The sequence below is a fragment of the Paraburkholderia atlantica genome, from assembly GCF_009362785.1.
Classification (GTDB): Bacteria; Pseudomonadota; Gammaproteobacteria; order Burkholderiales; family Burkholderiaceae; genus Paraburkholderia; species Paraburkholderia atlantica.
Genome location: NZ_WHNQ01000013.1, coordinates 184,304 through 203,420, shown reverse-complemented (window position 1 = coordinate 203,420; position 19,117 = coordinate 184,304). Strand labels below are relative to the sequence as shown.

Annotated in this window: 22 protein-coding genes and 1 pseudogene; 7 read left to right on the top strand and 16 right to left on the bottom strand. The window is 62.4% G+C overall.

Annotated features, from left to right (window positions below; all coding sequences use genetic code 11):
• A partial coding sequence (locus GCT19_RS20260) for a transposase (RefSeq protein WP_193727426.1) occupies positions 1 to 272 on the top strand: 272 nt, incomplete at its 5' end.
• A 13-nt stretch (positions 273 to 285) separates the two neighbouring features.
• Positions 286 to 630: pseudogene (locus GCT19_RS20255) on the top strand (ATP-binding cassette domain-containing protein); the annotation flags it as partial.
• Positions 631 to 822: 192 nt separating this feature from the next.
• Here the strand turns inward: GCT19_RS20255 and GCT19_RS20250 are convergent.
• From GCT19_RS20250 to GCT19_RS20210, 9 genes are all read right to left on the bottom strand, one after another.
• Complete coding sequence (locus GCT19_RS20250; RefSeq protein ID WP_018434775.1) at positions 823 to 1,155, bottom strand: Rieske (2Fe-2S) protein; 333 nt, start codon at positions 1,153 to 1,155, stop codon at positions 823 to 825.
• 3 nt (positions 1,156 to 1,158) lie between these two features.
• Positions 1,159 to 1,470 (bottom strand): YciI family protein, encoded by a 312-nt coding sequence (locus GCT19_RS20245; RefSeq protein ID WP_013093843.1) that lies wholly within the window; start codon positions 1,468 to 1,470, stop codon positions 1,159 to 1,161.
• Between the two features lie 5 nt (positions 1,471 to 1,475).
• Complete coding sequence (locus tag GCT19_RS20240) at positions 1,476 to 2,348, bottom strand: intradiol ring-cleavage dioxygenase (RefSeq protein WP_152852910.1); 873 nt, start codon at positions 2,346 to 2,348, stop codon at positions 1,476 to 1,478.
• A 45-nt stretch (positions 2,349 to 2,393) separates the two neighbouring features.
• Positions 2,394 to 3,461, bottom strand: a complete 1,068-nt coding sequence (locus GCT19_RS20235) for a maleylacetate reductase (protein WP_152852909.1) — start codon at positions 3,459 to 3,461, stop codon at positions 2,394 to 2,396.
• A gap of 7 nt (positions 3,462 to 3,468) precedes the next feature.
• Entirely contained in the window at positions 3,469 to 4,935 is a 1,467-nt protein-coding gene (locus GCT19_RS20230; protein ID WP_152852908.1) for an aldehyde dehydrogenase family protein, read from the bottom strand.
• Positions 4,936 to 4,981: 46 nt separating this feature from the next.
• Positions 4,982 to 6,001 carry a hydroxyquinol 1,2-dioxygenase gene (locus GCT19_RS20225; protein WP_152852907.1) on the bottom strand — a complete coding sequence of 340 codons (1,020 nt, stop codon included), beginning with the start codon at positions 5,999 to 6,001 and terminating at the stop codon, positions 4,982 to 4,984.
• Between the two features lie 144 nt (positions 6,002 to 6,145).
• Positions 6,146 to 6,640: a cupin domain-containing protein gene (locus tag GCT19_RS20220; RefSeq protein ID WP_018434781.1), complete on the bottom strand. Its 495-nt coding sequence runs from the start codon at positions 6,638 to 6,640 to the stop codon at positions 6,146 to 6,148.
• Between the two features lie 128 nt (positions 6,641 to 6,768).
• Entirely contained in the window at positions 6,769 to 7,698 is a 930-nt protein-coding gene (locus GCT19_RS20215) for a LysR family transcriptional regulator (protein WP_018434782.1), read from the bottom strand.
• Between the two features lie 132 nt (positions 7,699 to 7,830).
• Complete coding sequence (locus GCT19_RS20210) at positions 7,831 to 9,102, bottom strand: MFS transporter (RefSeq protein WP_152852906.1); 1,272 nt, start codon at positions 9,100 to 9,102, stop codon at positions 7,831 to 7,833.
• Between the two features lie 775 nt (positions 9,103 to 9,877).
• Between GCT19_RS20210 and GCT19_RS20205 the strand changes: the two genes are divergently transcribed.
• Positions 9,878 to 10,783, top strand: a complete 906-nt coding sequence (locus tag GCT19_RS20205; protein ID WP_018434784.1) for a cation diffusion facilitator family transporter — start codon at positions 9,878 to 9,880, stop codon at positions 10,781 to 10,783.
• 108 nt (positions 10,784 to 10,891) lie between these two features.
• Here the strand turns inward: GCT19_RS20205 and GCT19_RS20200 are convergent, their stop codons facing one another.
• Entirely contained in the window at positions 10,892 to 11,164 is a 273-nt protein-coding gene (locus tag GCT19_RS20200) for a hypothetical protein (protein WP_013093856.1), read from the bottom strand.
• Positions 11,165 to 11,467: 303 nt separating this feature from the next.
• Here GCT19_RS20200 and GCT19_RS20195 point away from each other — a divergent pair, with 303 nt between their 5' ends.
• Entirely contained in the window at positions 11,468 to 12,283 is an 816-nt protein-coding gene (locus GCT19_RS20195; RefSeq protein ID WP_018434785.1) for a class I SAM-dependent methyltransferase, read from the top strand.
• A 58-nt stretch (positions 12,284 to 12,341) separates the two neighbouring features.
• Here GCT19_RS20195 and GCT19_RS20190 read toward each other — a convergent pair whose 3' ends face one another.
• Genes GCT19_RS20190 through GCT19_RS20180 form a run of 3 tightly spaced genes read right to left on the bottom strand, consistent with a single transcriptional unit; the run spans position 12,342 to position 14,243 of the window.
• Positions 12,342 to 12,647 (bottom strand): acylphosphatase, encoded by a 306-nt coding sequence (locus tag GCT19_RS20190; protein ID WP_018434786.1) that lies wholly within the window; start codon positions 12,645 to 12,647, stop codon positions 12,342 to 12,344.
• 45 nt (positions 12,648 to 12,692) lie between these two features.
• On the bottom strand, positions 12,693 to 13,781 hold the full coding sequence (locus GCT19_RS20185; protein ID WP_018434787.1) for a hypothetical protein: 1,089 nt from the start codon (positions 13,779 to 13,781) through the stop codon (positions 12,693 to 12,695).
• A gap of 21 nt (positions 13,782 to 13,802) precedes the next feature.
• Positions 13,803 to 14,243, bottom strand: a complete 441-nt coding sequence (locus tag GCT19_RS20180) for a hypothetical protein (protein WP_018434788.1) — start codon at positions 14,241 to 14,243, stop codon at positions 13,803 to 13,805.
• Between the two features lie 403 nt (positions 14,244 to 14,646).
• Here GCT19_RS20180 and GCT19_RS20175 point away from each other — a divergent pair, with 403 nt between their 5' ends.
• Both GCT19_RS20175 and GCT19_RS20170 read left to right on the top strand, forming a co-directional pair.
• Positions 14,647 to 14,916 (top strand): hypothetical protein, encoded by a 270-nt coding sequence (locus GCT19_RS20175; protein WP_018434789.1) that lies wholly within the window; start codon positions 14,647 to 14,649, stop codon positions 14,914 to 14,916.
• A 97-nt stretch (positions 14,917 to 15,013) separates the two neighbouring features.
• Positions 15,014 to 16,648: an NADP-dependent glyceraldehyde-3-phosphate dehydrogenase gene (locus tag GCT19_RS20170; RefSeq protein WP_018434790.1), complete on the top strand. Its 1,635-nt coding sequence runs from the start codon at positions 15,014 to 15,016 to the stop codon at positions 16,646 to 16,648.
• A gap of 114 nt (positions 16,649 to 16,762) precedes the next feature.
• Here the strand turns inward: GCT19_RS20170 and GCT19_RS20165 are convergent, their stop codons facing one another.
• The gene (locus tag GCT19_RS20165; RefSeq protein ID WP_018434791.1) at positions 16,763 to 16,942 is read right to left on the bottom strand and encodes a hypothetical protein; all 180 of its coding nucleotides are present in this window, start codon (positions 16,940 to 16,942) and stop codon (positions 16,763 to 16,765) included.
• A gap of 10 nt (positions 16,943 to 16,952) precedes the next feature.
• Positions 16,953 to 17,120 (bottom strand): hypothetical protein, encoded by a 168-nt coding sequence (locus GCT19_RS42830; RefSeq protein ID WP_162094074.1) that lies wholly within the window; start codon positions 17,118 to 17,120, stop codon positions 16,953 to 16,955.
• Positions 17,121 to 17,642: 522 nt separating this feature from the next.
• Between GCT19_RS42830 and GCT19_RS20160 the strand changes: the two genes are divergently transcribed.
• Entirely contained in the window at positions 17,643 to 18,335 is a 693-nt protein-coding gene (locus GCT19_RS20160; protein ID WP_018434792.1) for a CBS domain-containing protein, read from the top strand.
• 115 nt (positions 18,336 to 18,450) lie between these two features.
• On the opposite strand, the gene GCT19_RS20155 is transcribed toward GCT19_RS20160, so the two are convergent.
• On the bottom strand, positions 18,451 to 18,897 hold the full coding sequence (locus GCT19_RS20155; RefSeq protein WP_018434793.1) for an SRPBCC family protein: 447 nt from the start codon (positions 18,895 to 18,897) through the stop codon (positions 18,451 to 18,453).
• Positions 18,898 to 19,117: the final 220 nt, after the last annotated feature.

Below are 19,117 nucleotides of genomic sequence, written 5' to 3'. Positions count from 1 at the left end.
GTGCGATGCTCGAGCAGTGGTGTACCAACGTGATGCGCTCCAAGGTTGAACCGATGAAGGAGGTCGCCCGCATGATACGCAAGCATTTCGACGGCATCGTCGCATGGACCCAGACGCGCCAGACCAACGGCTTTCTGGAAGCACTCAACGGCCTGTTTCAAGCCGCCAAGCGACGCGCTCGTGGCTACGCAAACCTCGAAACTATGCGCACCGTGCTGTTCCTGATCGCCGGCAAGCTCAACTTCGCGTCGATCAATCCGCACGCGGCATAACCCATTCAAATTTCAAAAGAGCCAAAAATATCCGTCGCATCTGTCGGGCGGTCAGCAGCAGCGCGTCGCGATCGCCCGCGCGCTTGCGATGGAGCCGGAAGTGATGCTGTTCGACGAACCGACTTCGGCGCTCGACCCCGAGCTAGTCGGCGAAGTGCTGCGGGTGATGCAGGCGCTCGCCGAAGAAGGCCGCACGATGATCGTCGTCACACACGAAATGGGCTTTGCGCGCAACGTGTCGAATCATGTCGTGTTCCTGCACAAAGGCAAGATCGAGGAGCAAGGGCATCCGCATCAGGTGCTGACGAATCCGCGTAGCGAGCGGTTGCAGCAGTTTCTGGCGGGGCGTTTGAAGTAGGAGTGGCGGGGTCTGGCAGCGTCGTTCAGCCTCGCGCCTTACCCCGAATCATCCGCAAAACGAATGCGCCACTCACCAGATGGCCCCCGCGTAGGCCCGGAATTGCAGCAATTCGAAGTACAGTTCCCGTTTCCCTGAGCCGTTGGCCTAATCACGCTACCGCAGGGGTTGAACGTGCTATCAGAGCGACGACTACGGATTCAACACCACCCACGCATTCCCGTCGACCGTGATCTTCACCGCATCGAGGCTCGCCCCCGCGCACGGTCCCTCGATGCAGCGTCCGTCTTCGAAGCGAAACAACGCGCTGTGATGCGCGCACATCAACACCTGCGAGCGATAGCACAGCACATCGCCGGGTTCGAAATCGAGCGGCACCGAAAAATGCGGGCAGCGGTTCGCGTAAGCCCACACCTGCTCGCCACGCCGCACGACCACGACGGGCACGCCGGCGGCCGTTGCATCGACGACTCGCGCGCCGCCGTCGGGCACCTCGGCGAGCGGACATAGCAGCGCTTCGTTCATCGCTCAGACCCTGCGTTCCGGATTGCCGAGGCTCCAGTCCCACGGACGAATCTCGACGCAATCGAACAGCCCCGCCTTCATGTACGGATCGTTGCTGACGAACTCCATCACGTCGTCGATACGCTCCGCTTCGACGACCAGTAACGTGCCATTCATCGCATCGCATTGCGGTGCGAGCGTCGGACCACCGAGGCGCACGAACACGCCGCGATGCGTACCGCCGCGCAGCCACGTCCGATGCACCGGACGCACCCGTTCGCGCACTTCGCGCATGCCGGGCTTGTCGGTCGCGAATACCGCGAAAAAACGTGCCATTGCCATCAGCTCCGATCGAGGATGAAGTCGTAGCGCGCTTCGCGGAACGGTCCATCGAAACCGAAACGGCGCGCGAGTTCGTGATCCGCGGGGCACTCGCGATAGTCGACCATCAGCGACGGCTTCACGCCGAACACCGCGTCCGAGCCGAGATATGGGTCCTCGCGATCGAACACATGCGTGACGAGCGTATGATGCCCCGGCGCGTCGATCATGAAGTGCAGATGCGCAGGCCGCCACGGATGCCGTCCGGTCGCTTCGAGCATGCGGCCGACCGGGCCGTCGGTCGGAATCGGATAGCTGACCGGCACGATCGTCGAAATCGCGTAGCGGCCTTCGGCGTCGGTGCGAAAACGGCCGCGCAGATTGCCGTGCGGCTGCTCGGTGTCCTGCCCCGAGTACATGCCGTTCTCGGCGGTCTGCCAGACGTCCAGTACCGCGTTGGCAAGCGGTTCGCCGTCTGTCGACAGCACGCGCCCATGCACTAGCGCGGGCGTGCCGGGCGTGAACGCGATGTTCTCGCCATAGGCGCGCTCGGGCATGCCGCGAATATAGAACGGCCCGAACACGGTGGTGTCGGTGGCGCCCGTCGCGAGCCGGTGATTGATCGCGTCGACCAGCATCGATACGCCGAGCGTATCCGACAGCAGAATGAATTCCTGGCGCACGAGGTCGTCGCACATCTTGCCGGTGTCGGTCAGAAAGCGGATGGCCGACATCCATTCGGCCTCGGTCGGTTCGACTTCGCGCACGAACGCATGCATGTGCCGCACGAGGCTTTGCATCAGCGTGCGCAGCCGTTCGTCGGGCGTGCCGGCGAAGCTTGCTACCACCTGCTCGGTCAGAGCCTGCTCGGCTTCTTTGCTGTCTGTCGACATGTCTTCCTCCATCGATTGTTCTGACGATGCTGCGTTGTCCGGCGCTCAGGCGGGTTCGGCACCCTGCCACGCCCGTTGCAGCAGCGCGCGAATCGCATCCCGCTCCACGGGACGCGGATTCGCATACGGATTCTTGCACGCGAGATCGGTCGCTTCGTCGAGCCCCTGCTCGGGCATGCCGATCTGCGCGAGCGCCATCGGAATGCCGAGCGCGCGGTTCAGTTCGAACAGCAGCGGACCCGCGTCGGCCGCGCGCTTGCCGCCGAGCGCGCGGGCGACGCGCGCGAGCGCATCGGGCGCGGCGCCGTGGTTGTAGTGTGCCGTATGCGGCAGCATCGCCGCATGCGTTTGCGCGTGGGGCAGGTTGAACGTGCCGCCCAACGTATGACACAGCTTGTGATGCAGAGCCATGCCGACCGCGCCCAGACAGGTGCCCGCGAGCCACGCGCCGTACAGCGCGCTGCTGCGCGCGGCGGCATCGTCCGGTGCGCGCACGATCGCGGGCAGCGCTTCGCCGAGCGCGCGGATCGCTTCCTCGGCCATCAGGCTGATCACCGGGTTCGCGTCTTCCGCATACAGCGCCTCGACCGCGTGCGCCATCGCGTTGATGCCCGACGCGGCGGAAATGCCCGCCGGCAACGACAACGTCAGCGACGGATCGTAGATCACCGTGCGCGGCAGCACGCGCATATCGCGGCCCGTGCGCTTCAGACGCCCTTCGGTGAGGCCGTAGATCGGCGTCATCTCGGAGCCCGCGTAGGTGGTGGGCACGGCGATGATCGGCAGCGACGATTCGAGCGCGATCGCCTTGCCGAGGCCGACCGTCGAGCCGCCGCCCACCGCGACGCAGCAGTCGGCATCGAGCGCGGCGGCCGCATCGCGCGCCGCGCGAGCGACTTCGATCGGCACGTGCATCACCGCTTGCGCGTGCACACCGGCCGCGCGCTTCCCGAGCACCTCCGCGACCCGCTCGGCCAACGCGTGCTGCTCGGGTGTCGCCAGGATCAGCGCGCGCTTAGCTCCTAGCCGCTCGACCTCCGCGGGCAGCGTCGCGAGTCCGCCCCATTCGAACACCACACGCGACGGCGTGCCCTGATAGACGAAGCGCTCCATACGATCCTCAGCGTTTGAAATGCGGCGGCACGTTGCCGTCGACGTTGACCCACACCGAGCGCGCTTCCGTGTAGTCGTGCATCGCCTCGAAGCCCATCTCGCGGCCGTAGCCCGACTGTCCGACGCCGCCGAACGGGCTGCCCGGATTGACGCGCTTGTAGCAGTTGACCCAGCACATGCCCGCATGGATTCGCGCGGCCATCGAGTGCGCGCGCGACAGATCGCGCGTCCACAGCCCGCTGCCGAGGCCATAGTCCGTGCCGTTGGCGATCGCGAGCGCTTCGTCGTCGGTACGGAAACGCAGCACCGTGACGAACGGGCCGAACACTTCCTCCTGCGCGACGCGGTCGTTCGGACTCGCGGCCTCGACGACGGTCGGGCGCACGTAGTAGCCGTTCGCAAGTGATGCATCGCTCGGCGCAGTGCCGCCGGTCAGCACACGGCCGCCCTGCTGGCGCGCGATGTCGACGAACGCGAGCACGCGTTCCTGATGCTGCTTCGACGTGAGCGGCCCCATCTCGGTGTCGGCATCGAGCGGATTGCCGAGCCGGATCGACGACGCCAGCGACACGAAGCGCTCGAGGAACTGATCGGCGATGCGCTCGTGCAGGATCAGCCGCGAGCCCGCGATGCACGCCTGGCCCTGGTTGTGGAAAATGGCCCAGGCGGCGCCGTTGATCGCTGCGTCGAGGTTCGCGTCATCGAACACGATGTTCGCGCCCTTGCCGCCGAGTTCGAGCTGCACACGCTTCAGGTTGCCCTGCGAGGCCTCGACGATGCGCCGGCCGGTCGCGGTCGATCCGGTGAACGCGATCTTGCCGACACCCGGATGCTCGGCGAGCCGCTGCCCCGCCGTATGACCATAGCCCGCGACGATGTTGACGACGCCGTCAGGAAAGCCCACCTCGGCCATCAGCTCGACGATGCGCAGCGTGGACAGCGGCGTAATCTCCGAAGGCTTCAGCACGACCGTGTTGCCGGCCGCGAGCGCCGGTCCCATCTTCCAGCTCGTGAACATCAGCGGGAAATTCCACGGCACGATCTGCCCGACCACGCCGATCGGCGCGCGCTGCACGTAGTTCAGAAAGCCAGCTTCGACCGGAATCACCGAGCCTTGCAGCTTGTCGGCCATGCCGCCGAAGTAGCGAAAGCATGCCGCCGTGCGTGGCACGTCGAGCGAGCGCGAATCGCGGATCGGGTGGCCGGTGTCCAGCGATTCGAGTTGCGCAAGTTGTTCCGCGTTGGCCTCGATCGCGTCAGCGAGCTTCAGCAGCAGCCGGCCGCGTTCGGCGGCGGGCAGCGCGGCCCACTTCGGGAACGCGCGCGCGGCGGCGTCGACGGCCAGATCGACATCGGAGGCGGTGGCCGCGGCGATCTGCGTGATCAGCGAGCCGTCGTGCGGATTGAGCACGTCGATCGTGCCGCCTTCGACGGCGTCCGTGAAGCGGCCGTCGATGAACAGTTGGGTTTGCATGAATGATCCTCGGTTAATGCGGGCGCGGGGCTCTTCAATCGAGCCTTCAGAAATCGACGGGGTACGGCTTCAGCTCGCCGCTTTCATAACGCTTCGGCAGATTCGGCGTCGCGTTCTCCCACACGAGCAGCATCGAGCGCTTGGTCGAATAGCCCTGATGGCGGATATCGGCCGGCATCGCGCAGATGTCGCCCGCGCGCATCGTGATCCGCGCGCGCGGCGCGCCGGTGTTCTTGTCGCCGATATCCCAGACGATTTCATCGGACAGTTGCAGGAACCACTCGACGCGATCGTTGCCGTGAAACACCGGCAGGATGTATTCCTCGGTGGTCGGGCAGAACAGGCTCTGACCGCACACCGACGTGACCGACGGATTCCACGTGACGTCCGAGCGCGACAGATACTTGAACAGGTTGAACGCGTGCAACTGGCCCTCGAAGCCGGGCTCGACGTGCACCTCCGGATCGTCCTGCGCGACGTCGGCGAACCCGCGGTTCACCGGCAGATCGTCGCGCAGCGGCGAGTCGCCTTCGAGGCCCGGCATGCGGCGCGTCGCGATGCGCGTGCGCTCGATCGCGGCGTCGTTGTCGCCATGCTTGCGGCCGAACGCGGTGCCGGTTTCCTCGGGTGCGGCGAACGGGTCGAAGCCTTCGTTGGTCCAGTCGTGCAGGATCGCCTTGAAGGTCGCCATGATCGTCGGCGTCTCGAAGGTCTCCATGTAATCGACGCCCGCCTCCTTCATGATGCCGTTGAACGAGCCCGCATACACGTCGACCTTGCCGTAGTGATTGCGCGTGCCGAACACGTGATCGAAGTTGACCCAGCCGTAGAAGAAGCCCCATGCGACGTCGCGCATCATCGCGCGCAGGAACGCATCGGCCGGCACCGCGTGGGTGCGGGTCTGGCCCCTCGCGGGCCAGTTGATCTTGACGAAGTACTCGTCGCGCAGGAATTCGAACGCGCCGAGCGTGAAGCGGCGATAGCCGGTGACCGCGTCGGGTTCGCTTGCGCGCACGGTATCGGCGGCGAAGCCGGCCGGGTGATCGAGGGTTTCGAGAGATGCCATGTTTTGTCTCCTGTGTCGACCAGAGTTGGCGCTTTAGCGCTTACTCTGGTCCCATGCAACTAGTTGCGTCGACCAGAGTTGGCGCTTTAGCGCTTACTCTGGTCCCATGCAACGTAGTTGCGGGGTAGGTAGATGTTGTGCGTATCAGTGCAGGCAGATATCGGCCCATTTCTCTACCGACAGTTCGCCGAGCATCGTTTGCACGAGCACGACGCCGGGTTTCTGCGCGATGAAGCGATAGGCGCAACCGGCCGGCAGCAATGCCTGATGACCGCGACGCAGCACCACGTGACCCATCGCGCGGCCGGCGGGTTGCGGGCCCGCTGCGACGGTGCCCGTGCCGCTCTTCGGCGGGTTGTCGAGCTTGATGAAATCGATGCGCACTTCGCCGTCCATCAGGATCGCGAACTCGTCGTGCGTGCAGGCGAACCATTGCGATTGGCCTTCGGTGCGCAGCGTCTCGATCACGTAGTCGAGGTTCTTGCCGACCACGACCTTCTGGTACGGCGCCGATTCGGAAGCGACTTCGAAGATGTTGGAAAACACGTAGTGGCGCGCGTCGCCGCTCGTGATTTCGATTTCGCCTTTGCGGTAGCCGTCGAGCGAGCCAAAGACGGTGTGGAATGACTGGTCGGTCATTGCTGTCTCCTGGTTGGAAGCGGGTGTCGTTTGATTCAACTTTAGAAGCGCAACTGGATGGCAACAACCGGCGATCGGGCGATTACAGCATTCGGAGTTTGCAAATAATCGCCGTGTGGATAGCCGCCTTACGTCACCCAGCCACGCTCGATAAGCGGCCGGTCCCACGCGGGTTCGGGACCCAGGTACTCGGCCAGAAACTCGACCAGCGCTTTCACCTTGAGCGCCTGTCGTTGTGTCGCCGGATACACGGCCGCGAAATTCAGCGGCGACAGCGTGTAGTCGGTCAGAATCGGCACCAGCGAACCGTCGAGCAGCGCGGCGCTGGCGACCAGCGTCGGCAGACAGACCACGCCGCCGCCGGTCAGCGCATAGTCGCGCAGCAAATGCACAGAGTTCGACCGGATCATGCCCGGCAGCTCCATTTCGACGACTTCGTCGCCGTGCGTCATGGTCCAGCGATTGCGCGACGGGTAGCCCGAATACAGCGCCGTGGTGTGTTGCAGCAGATCGCGCGGATGCTGCGGCGCGCCATGCTCTTTCACATACGCGGGTGTCGCGCAGAACAGACGCCGCACTTTGAACAGGCGTCGCTCGATCAGCGATTCGGCGATCGGCGGAAAGATCTGGAAGGCGACGTCGAAGCCCTCTTCGATCGGATCGACCACCCGGTCGTTGACGATCACGTCGAGCTGGATGCCCGGATAGCGCCGGTTGAATTCTGCAAGCGGCGCGCCGAAGTGGCCGAGCGCGAAACCCGGCAGCATCTGAATTCGCAAGCGGCCGGTCGGTGTCGCGCGCAACTCGCGCATCTGGTCGGTCAGTTCGTTGACCCGCCCGACCACTTCCGCGCATTCGCGATAGAACGCCTCGCCCACCTCGGACAGGCGCACGACCCGGGTGCTGCGATGAAAGAGCGGCGCGTTGACGAACTTCTCCAGCTGCTGGATGCGCGTCGTGATCACCGAACTCGTCACGCCCAACTGCCGCGCCGCTTCGGCGAAGCTGCTCGTCTCGGCCACGCGTACGAAGGCCTCGATGCTCAGAAAACGGTCCATGCTGCGTCCTTGTCCACTCTCCCAGCCTGTCAGTGTATCTGGGCTGGGGCGCGTGAACGCGCCGCCCGGTCGGCGACAACGGACTCGTTGTCGAGCGCAGCGCCGACCGTAGTGCCGACCGATTGCAGCGCATCATTCCGGTTGCTCGCTGGCCGGCAGTTCGAGCGACGGCGCAAGCCTCTGACGACGCACGCGGGCCGGCGCGGTTTCCTCGAGCAGCAGACTCACGCCGATGCCGAGCAGCACCGCGCAGATCGGCAGCCACAGGATGTTCTGGATGCCAAAGTGCGTCGCGACGAAGCCCGCCAATGCCGGCGCAATGCCGCCGCCAAAAATCTCGCCCGCGCCGACGACGATGCCGATGGACGTCGAAATCATGCCGATCGGCGCAGCTTCGGTCGCAACCGGACCGGACAGCAGCGACACGAGTCCGAGCGTGAAGAACGACGCGACGAACAGCACCGCGAACAACTGCACCGGCTGCGCGCCGAGTCCGCGGAACAGATACAGCATCACCGCGGTGCCCGCAAAGCCGACGATGCTCGCGACGCGCCGCCCGGTCAGGTCCGACAGCCCCGGCAATCCGAACTGCCCGATAAAGCCGCCAAAGCCGATCGCCGAGACGACGACGCCCATGCGCTGCGTGTCGAGCGACAGATACTCGGTCAGGTACAACGGCAGCATCGCGCCGAGCACGAACACGCCGGTCATCGCGCAAAACAATGCGGCCATCGCGATCGGGATGTTGCGGCTCTTGAGCACGGTGCGCCAGTTGCCGCGTTCGGCCGGACACATGGAGCACTTCGGCGTCGCTTGCGGCGCGGCTTTCGGTTCGCGAATCACGAAGAACATCAGCGCGCCGAGAATCAGCCCCGGCACCGACACCAGCGCGAACACCCAGCGCCACGTGACCACGCTGAGCAATTGCGTCGCGATGATCGGCGACAGCGCGAGGCCGAACAGCGCGAAGCCGCTTTGCTGCAGGCCGAGATTGAAACCGCGGCGCTTCGGATGCGACGCGTCGGCGGTCGCGGCGAAGCTGGTCGGGCAGAACGAGCCTTCGGCGACGCCCATCAGCGCGCGCACCGCGAGCAGGCTCATCAGGCCGCCGGCGAGCCCGGAGAAACCGGACAGCAGCGAGAACGCGAGAATCGCCGGGATCAGGACCTTGCGGCGCCCGATCTTGTCGGAGATGCCGCCCATCAGCGCCGCGAAAATGCCCCACGACAAACCAAGGATGCCGATGCAGTTGCCGACGTCCTGCGCGGTCAGGTGCAGGTCCTTCATGATGGCCGGAAAGAGCGGCGCGATCAGCCACCGGTCGAGTCCCACGAGGCCGAAGCCCAGGGCCAGCAGCACGACGGCCTTCCATTCGTAGGCTACGTCCCAGTCGTTCGATTTCATCTGTGTCTCCATGTCTCCATAGGCCGGCCGCTTGGCGCGTGCACGGCATTCGCTGGCGCAACGGCGCGCCGCCGGGTTCGTCGAATGCAGCGACGGATGTCGTGCCGCGCCTCGTCGATGCGGCGGCGACGTGGCCAAGATTGGCGCAACTGGGGCGGCTCAGGTACGGGACAAGCGGCGAATGCGGTATTCGTGAATCGCAAATAATCGCGGGGGGATGGCGGGGCAGCCAGTGTGGGCAAGGCTCAGAGGTAGGCGGCGGGGGTGAATCGCATCCGCATGAAGGCCCCCCAGGGCAAGCCCGGGTAGACGCGCGGATGAGCGGCGGAAGGGTGGGGTGCGGGCTAGCCGTTGGGATCAGTTTGGCTAACCCGCGTATGGGTCGAACGGCTGTCTGGAATCGGCTTGCTGCTGATCGATGCAGGCTCGGGCACGCCCCTCGCCGTCAGCGACGGCAACCCGGTGGTCTCTCGCGGAGTCTGGAGCGTGCGCAGCATGGAAAGATGAGTGTGACTGCGGCGATCGTGCGGCAGTTGAAGGAAGTGATCTGAGCAGGTCGAACACTCGAGCGCTGCCGCTACCTGCCGGCAGATCCGCGTTGCGAAGCCGAGCCGTATCCGAAACCGGGAATGACTAACCGCGCAGGCTGCCAATGGGTCTGACAGTTAGTAGCGTTTTGTAGAGGTCAGCCGAGCCGAGATATTTGCGGTCAGTCGCGCCCGATATACTGCCCTCACTCCTGAACGTCTTTCAGCCACGGGCGGCCACTCGGACCATGAAAGCAACGGACCTCGAACAGCGCATCCTCAAACAATCGCTGCTTTGCACCGTGATGATCGCCGGACTGGGCATCGCGGTCGGCATTCTGAGCGGCTCGCTGGCGATCATCTTCGACGGCATGTTCTCCGCGCTCGACGCCGCGATGTGCAGCCTGTCGTTACTGGTCACCCGCCTGCTTCAACAGGAGAGCAGTCGACGCTTCCAGCACGGCTTCTGGCACATCGAACCGCTTGTGCTCGTGTTCAACGGCAGTCTGCTGGCGGTGCTGTGCTTTTACGCTTTCATTAACGCGGTCAAAGGCCTGCTCGACGGCGGCCACGAACTCGAATTCGGCTGGGGCGTCTTTTACGCCGTGGTGGTCGCCGCGTTTTGCTTCGTCATGTTCTTGCGCGAACGGCGCGTGAATCGCGTGATCGACTCCGAACTGATCGGCCTCGACATCAAGAGCTGGCTGATGTCGGCGTGCATCAGCTCGGCGCTGCTGCTGGCGTTTTCGATTGCATGGCTGCTCGAACGAATCGGACAAGGCCACCTGACGCCGTACATCGACCCCGGCGTGCTCGCCCTGCTGACGGTCGTGCTGATCCCGATGCCGATCGGAACCGTAATCGGCGCGGTCAAGGAAGTGCTGCTGATCACGCCGCCGGATCTGGAGCACGAGTTGCGCGACCTGATGCAACAACTGACCGCCGACTATGGCTTCGTCAAGCACTCGCACTATGCGACACGCGTCGGCCGAGGCCTGTTCGTCGAGGTGCACATCGTGTTGCCCGAGGCGATGGAGCACGCCGGCGTGCGCCAGCTCGATCAGATCCGCGACAGGATCTCGCGCGCGATCGGTGAGTCGGGCCCGGACCGCTGGTTAACCGTCGCGTTTACGCGCGACCCGCGCTGGTTGTAACGACGCGTTGCTGGCGCGCTGATCCGCTGATACTGACACCTGTTAGTCCGGCGGCGGCCCACAATCGGGCAGCGCACCTTTCGTCCGTTGCCACGATGTGTTGCGCGGCTAGTCCCCGAACGGATTGCCGGTGTCCTTCACTTCGGTACTGAGGTTGTATTCCGCACGCATGGCCTTGAGTACACCCTCGATGTCGCGCTCGAAGCCAATCGCATTGCCGAAGTGGGTCATGTTCCAGTTGCAGCCTGTCTTGTCAGCCTCCTGCAACTGCGGCCGCGGCACGCGAATCTTCACGCCATCATCGACGATTTCCTGCAGTCGATGAATTCGCCGATTGACCTCCTGCTGAAGCTGCGAGGCATTAAGCGTCTTGCGTATCATCCCTGGTCTCCTTCCGGTTGTTCGAGCCAGTCTAGCGCAAGTGAGGCGTTTCCCGACCTCGCGCTGAAATGCGAGATGCCGCAAAGAAAGCAGGCTGGCCGGTCCGTCGGGATGCGTCAGCGAGCGCCGACACGCGCGAAAGTCTGGCGGCTTTGGACGACGCTAGTTGTGCGCCGCACCACGCATCCGTCTGTTTTCTCTGTCTCCCGACTGAATTGTTTCCCCGATAGCCAGACATACGGATTCCGAGCAACATAGGCATGCGCTACAAGTTGCCAACGTGTAAAACCGGTGGGGGTAAGCATGGGACAACTCGACTTCAGCACCTTCGAGCACGAAGGTTGGGAGCGGGTCGCGCAGGCCTATCATGAGTATTTCGGTGATCTGACCGCGCAGTCGAACCAGGCAATTCTCGAGACCCTTTGCATTCGGCGGGGTGCGCGCTTTCTCGACGTCGCATGCGGCCCTGGCTACCTCGCGGCGGCCGCCGCACTGTGCGGCGCGGATGTCGCCGGTGTCGATTTCTCGGTCGCGATGGTCGACAAGGCGAGACGCGTCTTTCCGGCACTTGAGTTCCGCGTCGGCGACGCGGAGGATTTGCCGTTTCCCGACGAAAGCTTCTCGGCTGTGGGAATCAGCTTCGGAATGTTGCACTTTGCGCACCCCGAGCGCGCACTCGCGGAGGCGCTTCGTGTACTGCAACGTGATGGCAGAATTGCCTTCACGGAATGGGCGGCGCCGAACAAGGCGGTGGGCTTCGACATGGTGTTGAAGGCCATCGAGGAGTACGGGACGACCGATGTGCCCTTGCCGCCGGGACCATCCCTGTTCCGGTTCAGCGATTGGCAGGAATCGAAGCACATGTTGCTCGAGGCCGGCTTCGTCCAACCGGAGGCACGTGAGTTGGACCTCACCCTGGTGCTTCATGCTCCCAATACACCTTTTCATGCACTCCTGCGTGGTGGCGTGCGGTTTTCCGCGTTGCTACACGCGCAGACGCCGGCCGCGCTCGCGTCTATCGAACAGTCCGTCGCACGCGACGCAGAGGCGTATCGCAGCGATAACGGGGACCTGCGGCTTCCGATGAGCTGCGTTCTGGCTTCCGCGGTCAAGCCTTAGGGCACTCGAATATCCAGCGTTCATGTCCGACGGTTTGGGCTCTGTAGCGTGACCCGAACTAGACCGTCGCGGCGAGCTTGAATTGATCGAATCTGGCTACTGGTGGCGACAGTTCCTTGATTTCCAGGCGGTCAACCAGAGCTCCGTGGGCACCGTCAACCAGCCAGTCGCAGATTCGTTCGAGCTCTTCAGCGCGTCCTTGCAACACAGCTTCGACCGAACCGTCCATCCGGTTGCGCACCCAACCCGTGATCGCTCGAGCCGTGGCCTCGTCGATGCAAGCCTGCCGATAACCGACGCCCTGCACGCGACCATAGACTCTCACTAATCGGGTCCGCAAATCGGTATCGAACTGTGGTGTCATGGCGCACGCAACTCCAGGTTGGATAACAGGCAGCGCAGTTGCCGCTCAACCTCCGCGCATCTCGTCACTTTCGCCTGCCGAGTCTGTCGCCTCCCAGTCTGCCTGCGTCGTTGCTGGTGGCGTCGCCGGCTGGACGCGTGTCCACCACGCGGTATTTGCCGGCGCATGGAAGCGGAACTGCGTGCTCCATGCGGCCCAGAACTCCCGCTGCGCGGCTTGGGACGTCGGAAGAACAAATCCTAGCTTCTCAGCGAGTACCGGCAGATATAGGTCAAACGCTGATTTGACAACGTCGCCCCAGCTTCTTGCCTCAAGAATCGCCAGCCGATACGCGACTACCGCAATAGCGGCCGCAATCGCGGCATTCTGCAAAAGATCAGCTAGCACGTAGTTACCAGCCAGCCCGTCCGCAAGCCAGATGTCGAGCGCTCGCACGAACGTAAAGATGGACGTAAAGGAACCCAGAGCGACGAGTCCGACCAGAAAGTCAACTGGAGCTCTCGCGTCCGCAATGATTGCTTGATAGTCCTTGGGGATGACGGCAAGAAGACGCGGCCATACGAATATGCTGTCAACCTTATAGACTTCGCTGGAGTAGCCCTCGAATGCACGCAGCGTGTTTCCGAAGGCCGTAGAAAGAACCAGATTTTCATAGCGAGGGAAATCACGCGCGTTCCGCTCCTGGGTGCGGTACAGCTTCGCCCTTACGGTGGCTCTGTTCAATTCGGCTTTTCTGTATTCCGACGATTCTTTCGAGGCTTTGAGCCGCTCGATCGTACTGTTCTCTGTATCGAGTTCCGTACGAAGGCGTTCTATAAGACCCAGCTGACGATTGCGGCGGTCGCGTTCATCGCGCTTCCAGGCCTCGCGATTGAATGGCCATTTGTATCCTTCGAGGACCTGATAAAACCAGTTGTTCAGTACCAGCAAGAGCAGCGATAGAACCCATACGATAATGAGGACAATGAACAAGCCCCCGACCTTTTCGGTGTCCGAGGTCGCTTTGTTCAGCAAATCCCCAAACAGCGGGATATCCGCATTAGCTGCGAGAAAACCTGTAAAGCCCAGCAGGGCTGGCAAAAAGAAACCGAGGATAAATGCTTTGTCCAGTAGTTTCGATAGGCCCGAGAGCATCGGCGGTTATCCTTGACAGGTTCAGCGACGCACTGGCGGTGGGTTGCCGTCATCGGGGTCTTGCTGCGACTGTCCCGGAAGACCTCCGAACTGCAGAGCCCGGTGAACGGCGTTTAAATCGATGCTTGCCAGTTTGCTCGGTGGCGCTGCTGTGCCGGTGTCGTCCACAAGATGTTGATAAAGAAAATCGACAACCGCTCTGAGAGCATTGAGGGCGCTCGCGTAATCTTGTGCAATCGCAAGGTCATGGACTTCTACGGCGCGCCTCATCACCAGTTCGCGTAGCGGTTCCGGTGCTGATTCGTATTGGCGGGCAAACGCGGCGTTCCGCTTGATCTCTTCGAGCTGGTCGATCGCTATCGACGCATTCCGGCGGGTCTGCCCCCTGGGCACATGCACGGCGGCCCGCCCGACTACTTTGGTCAGCAGTTCGACGATTTCCCGAGACGAGTTTTCTTTCATCTTGGTCCCCTAGGAGGAGGCACATTGCCTCCCGGCCCCGCCCGGTCGTCAGCGCTCGAACCGTTAATGGATGTTAGTACAGCTGTTCGGTAGGAGGAAACAGTAAATCGTGTGCGCATGCCGCAGAGGCGTCGCGTCGGACTTCGCAATAAGTGAACGATCGCGAGGGTTACTGGCTGCCGTCGCTCCCTGTCACAGGGTATTGCATGCGTCGGCACCAAGGTCGACGCGCCCGATTCTTCGCAGAGACATGTTGGTTTTGGACCGCCTCAGCCCGGTCAAAGTGTATGGTGAGTCCCACCATCGAATCCACGTTTGCCGCTGTCGCGCGAGCATTCGACGGGTACACAGCCTGCCAGCGGCACGCTTGCCCGACAGCCCGCTGCGCCGGCACAGCCTTTGCATGCAGAGCCTGCATCAACTGGAGATAGCCATGATGCGATGTTTTGCGGACTTCGCTCCTAAGCAAGCGGTGCGCGGCAGTGCGGCCGTACTGGCGGCCGCCCTACTCGTAGCGGCATGCGGGACCGGCATTGCGGCATTCGCCGGACTCCTCCCGAAATCCGACGGGGTAGCGACTGCAGTGACCGCTACGCCGTTGGTCGAACTGCAGACCACGATGATGAATCTCATCGAATCCGGTTTCGAGGACACATCCACCGCTTCTAATTAATGTTTGAACACAGTTCGGCTCCAAATCTGCTGCCATTAGCTATGCTTCTGTCTGTGTCTTGCGCCTACCGCGTACTGCATGAACATAGGAGCGAAACGTGGCAAGTATTGACTTCGAGAACCTCCGGCAGTTGTTTCCAGTCACCGACGATATTCCAGAAACCGCCCGCCTTGCGGAGCCGATTCATCAGCGGGTCTCGCTCGTCGATGGAGAACTGAAGGCATGGGATGGCGCCTGCAAGACCGTGCTGTCTCCGGTCTGCGTGCGACAAGCTTCCGGCGACGCCGAACAGGTCGTAATCGGCAGTTATCCGGTCATGGGCGAAGTCGAGAGCGATGCCGCGCTGGACGCGGCCGTGCGAGCCTACGACCACGGTCGCGGCGAGTGGCCAACGATGACCGTCGCGCAGCGCATCGGCTGCATGCAAGACTTCATTCGCCTGATGGCGGCCAGGCGCGATGAGATTGTGAATCTGATCATGTGGGAAATCGGCAAGAGCCTAGCCGATTCACAGAAGGAGTTCGACCGCACCATCAGCTATATGCAAGACACGATTGCGGCGCTAAAGGAGCTGGACAACAGCAACTCGCGCTTCGTCATCGCCGAGGGCACCATCGGCCAGATTCGCCGCACACCGCTTGGCGTCGTATTGTGCATGGGGCCTTACAACTATCCGTTAAACGAAACGTTTGCGACGCTCATTCCCGCATTGCTGATGGGCAACACGGTCGTATTCAAGCCGCCTCAATATGGCACGCTGCTGTTCTTCCCGCTGCTCGAGGCATTCCGCTCAGCGTTTCCGAAAGGCGTCATCAACACGATTTATGCACCGGGCGCGGTGGTCGTGCCACACATGCTCGCCTCGGGAAAGATCGACGTGCTTGCGCTGATCGGCTCAAGCAAGGTTGCAGACCATCTGAAAAAGCAGCACCCGAAGTCGCATCGGCTCCGCGCGGTTCTCGGCCTGGACGCCAAGAACGCCGCGATCGTGCTGGCTGACGCCGACATAGACCTCGCCGTGAAGGAATGTCTGCTCGGTACGTTGTCGTTCAATGGTCAACGGTGCACAGCGCTCAAGATCTTGATGGTGCACCGCTCGATCGTCGATACGTTTCTTGAGCGCTTCAACGCAGCGCTCAAAAATCTCAAGGTTGGTATGCCGTGGGAAAAGGGAGTGTCCATTACCCCGCTGCCCGGCATGCATCGCACGGCCTACATGACTCAGGCGATCGACGATGCGAAGGCAAAAGGCGCGGCGGTCGTGAATGAAGGCGGTGGCGTGTTCTGCAAAACGCTTTTCTATCCGGCCGTGGTGTACCCCGTCAAGGAAGGGATGATGCTCTACCGTGAAGAGCAGTTCGGACCGATTATCCCGGTCGTGCCGTTCGATGACATCGATACACCGCTCGAATATGTCATCACGTCGGACCACGGTCAGCAGGTCAGCATTTTCGGCACCGACGCTGCCCAGATTGGCGCGCTGGTCGACCCGCTCGTCAATCAGGTGTGCCGCGTCAATCTCAACAGCCAGTGCCAGCGAGGTCCAGACGTCTTTCCGTTTGCGGGCCGCAAGGATTCGGCGGAAGGTACGCTATCGGTCACCGATGCATTGCGTGCGTTCTCGATCCGGTCCATGGTCGCCGCGAAGGAGACCGACTTGAACAAGACGCTGCTCGACACGATGGTCACGAACCATCACTCGAAATTCGTGAACACCGGTTTTATCTTTTAGCGGCTCAATGCGGCTTTGGGAGGTTTGGCGGTTACGGTGCCGGCGAGAATGCGCACAAATTCTCGTCGGCACCGCACGCATATGTTTTTCTTGATTCTGCATGCGCGAAGCGGGTCACTGCGGGTCCGGATGAGCCAGGCCCGCTTCCTCGATCACCTGCTCGTATTGTTCCACGCCGACTACGGCTCGGTACTCCTGCATCAGCCGGATCAGCGCCTGCGACGTCTTGGAAATCACGCCGTAGACTTCCAACTGCTGAGCGTGCACCAGCGCCTGCCCCAATGTTATGGCCACGTCAGTCTCCTTATTGCAGTTGAACAGCGAGCAAGTCGTTGGCGAACGCGGGCCGGGCGGAGGCGAGCTCCATCAGGTCGACGAAGCCCTTGCTGACCGCAAACTCATGCAGAGCATCATTGCCGCTGTCAGCCTTGATGCGACCGTAGCTTTCGACCATTTTCAGATCGGTAATCAAGTACATCATCTCAACCTCTTTCTGCCGGGAATGTCCCGAGTCGTTACGTGCGTAGCCCGGCGGAAAAGTGCACTCCGTCGCGCCGTTTTCCTCTCCTGCTACGGTTCGAAGCGTAGGTCGCGTCGCTTAATTCAAGCTTAAACAATGCCAGCGGCAGGAGCGTCGCCGGGACGGCGATTCAGAAGCGCTTGCGGCGACGACGAACGCCGAAATCGTGTGCCGGATTCTGCGCGGAGCTGGTCGCCTGCGCTTCGGGTGACCTCGAATATTGCTGCAACGCACTAAGCGACATCCGGGTTGAAGCCGACCTTATCGTTAATCAGGTATTGAAAATGGTTCGACGCCGCCCTGGTCGTAGCCCATTAGCAGCGGGAAGATCTGCCTTGTCTGGCATACCTGCCGGTAAAGTTAACCTACACTCAAGGCGCCTCAGCACCGCGGCCTTGTCCCCGGTGCGTCTGCCGAAATCGCGCGACGCGTGCGACCGTTGAGGACCCGTCGCGGCCCGCACAGGAGAAGAACATGCGCGCGCTCGACATCATGACTTCTTCGGTCATTACCGCCACACCGGATATGACCATCCACGACGCAGCGAAGCTGTTCGTCGACCACCACATCAGCGGCATGCCGGTGCTCGGCGCCAATGGGCAGGTGATAGGCATCGTCAGTCAGGGCGATCTGCTGCATCGTGTGGAAAACGGCACCGGGCACGGCAAACGTCGATGGTGGCTCGAGTTGCTCTCGTCGTCGGCGCGCGAGCAGGCCGCGAGGTATATCAAGGAGCATGGGCATGTGGTCGGCGACGTGATGTGCGAGAACGTCATTTCGATTCCCGAAGACATGCCGCTGCACCAGATCGCCGACCTGATGGAGCGCCGGCATCTGAAACGCGTGCCGGTGCTGAAGGAAGGGCAGCTCGTCGGCATCGTCAGCCGCTCTAACCTGATCCGTGCGCTCGCTTCCGTCGAGCCGATAATCGACACCGGCTCGCACGACGATGCGAGCCTGCGCGACGCAATCGTGCACGAGATGCACGGAAAGCGCTGGGGCCTCGCGAAACAAGGCGTGTTCGTCAAGGACGGCGTCGCGCATCTGTGGGGCATCATCGAATCCGAAGAGGAGAAGCGCGCGATCCGCATCGCCGCGGAAAACGTGCCCGGCATCAAGCGCGTAGAGAGCCATCTGGAATCGCCGAGCGTGATTCCGACGATGTAGACGGAGCGCCGTCCAAGTGCCGAACCTTCCCGGGATGAGTGCGAGCGGCGCGGTTAGGAACCGCGCCGGGCTCGGCTATTTCCTGGAAGGCAGAGCAAGCGACTGCTATTGAATGTCAGTCCGGAATTTCCGGCTCGACCAGCTTCGCCAGTTGCGCGAGTGATTCCTGCCAGCCGAGGTAACACATCTCGACAGGAATCATCTCGGGGATGCCCTCCTGCACGATGTTCAGTTCGGTCCCGCACGACACCTGCCGCAACGAAACGGTCGTATGCATCTGACCGGGCAGATTCGGATCGTCGAAATGGTCCGAATAGCGGATCTTTTCGAACGGCACCAGTTCTAGGTACTCGCCGCCGAACGAGTGACCCTTGCCCGAGCCGAAGTTATGAAACGACATCCTGTAGGTGCCGCCGACGCGCGCCTCCATCTGATGCACTTCGCAGGTGAAACCATATGGCGGCAGCCATTTCGCCATCGCGGCGGGTTCGAGGAACGCTCGATAGATACGCTCGGGCGTCGTGCGCAAAACACGGTGGAATTTGACGGTTCCGGTAGCCATGATGAGGGTGCCTTTCACTGGACGGGTTGAACATACTGTCACGACGCGCCGCCGTCGTGGGAATCGACACGCGCGAGACCAGGCAAAACCCTGGACGGTTCTCGGCACCTGCGCGGCTCCTCGGTCGTTACGACCCTTGCTTGCACTCTGCCGCAATGCTAGCAACGCGTGCTTTCTTTTCCCCTAAGATGGATTGTTCCTGCCATACCCACAAAGGACG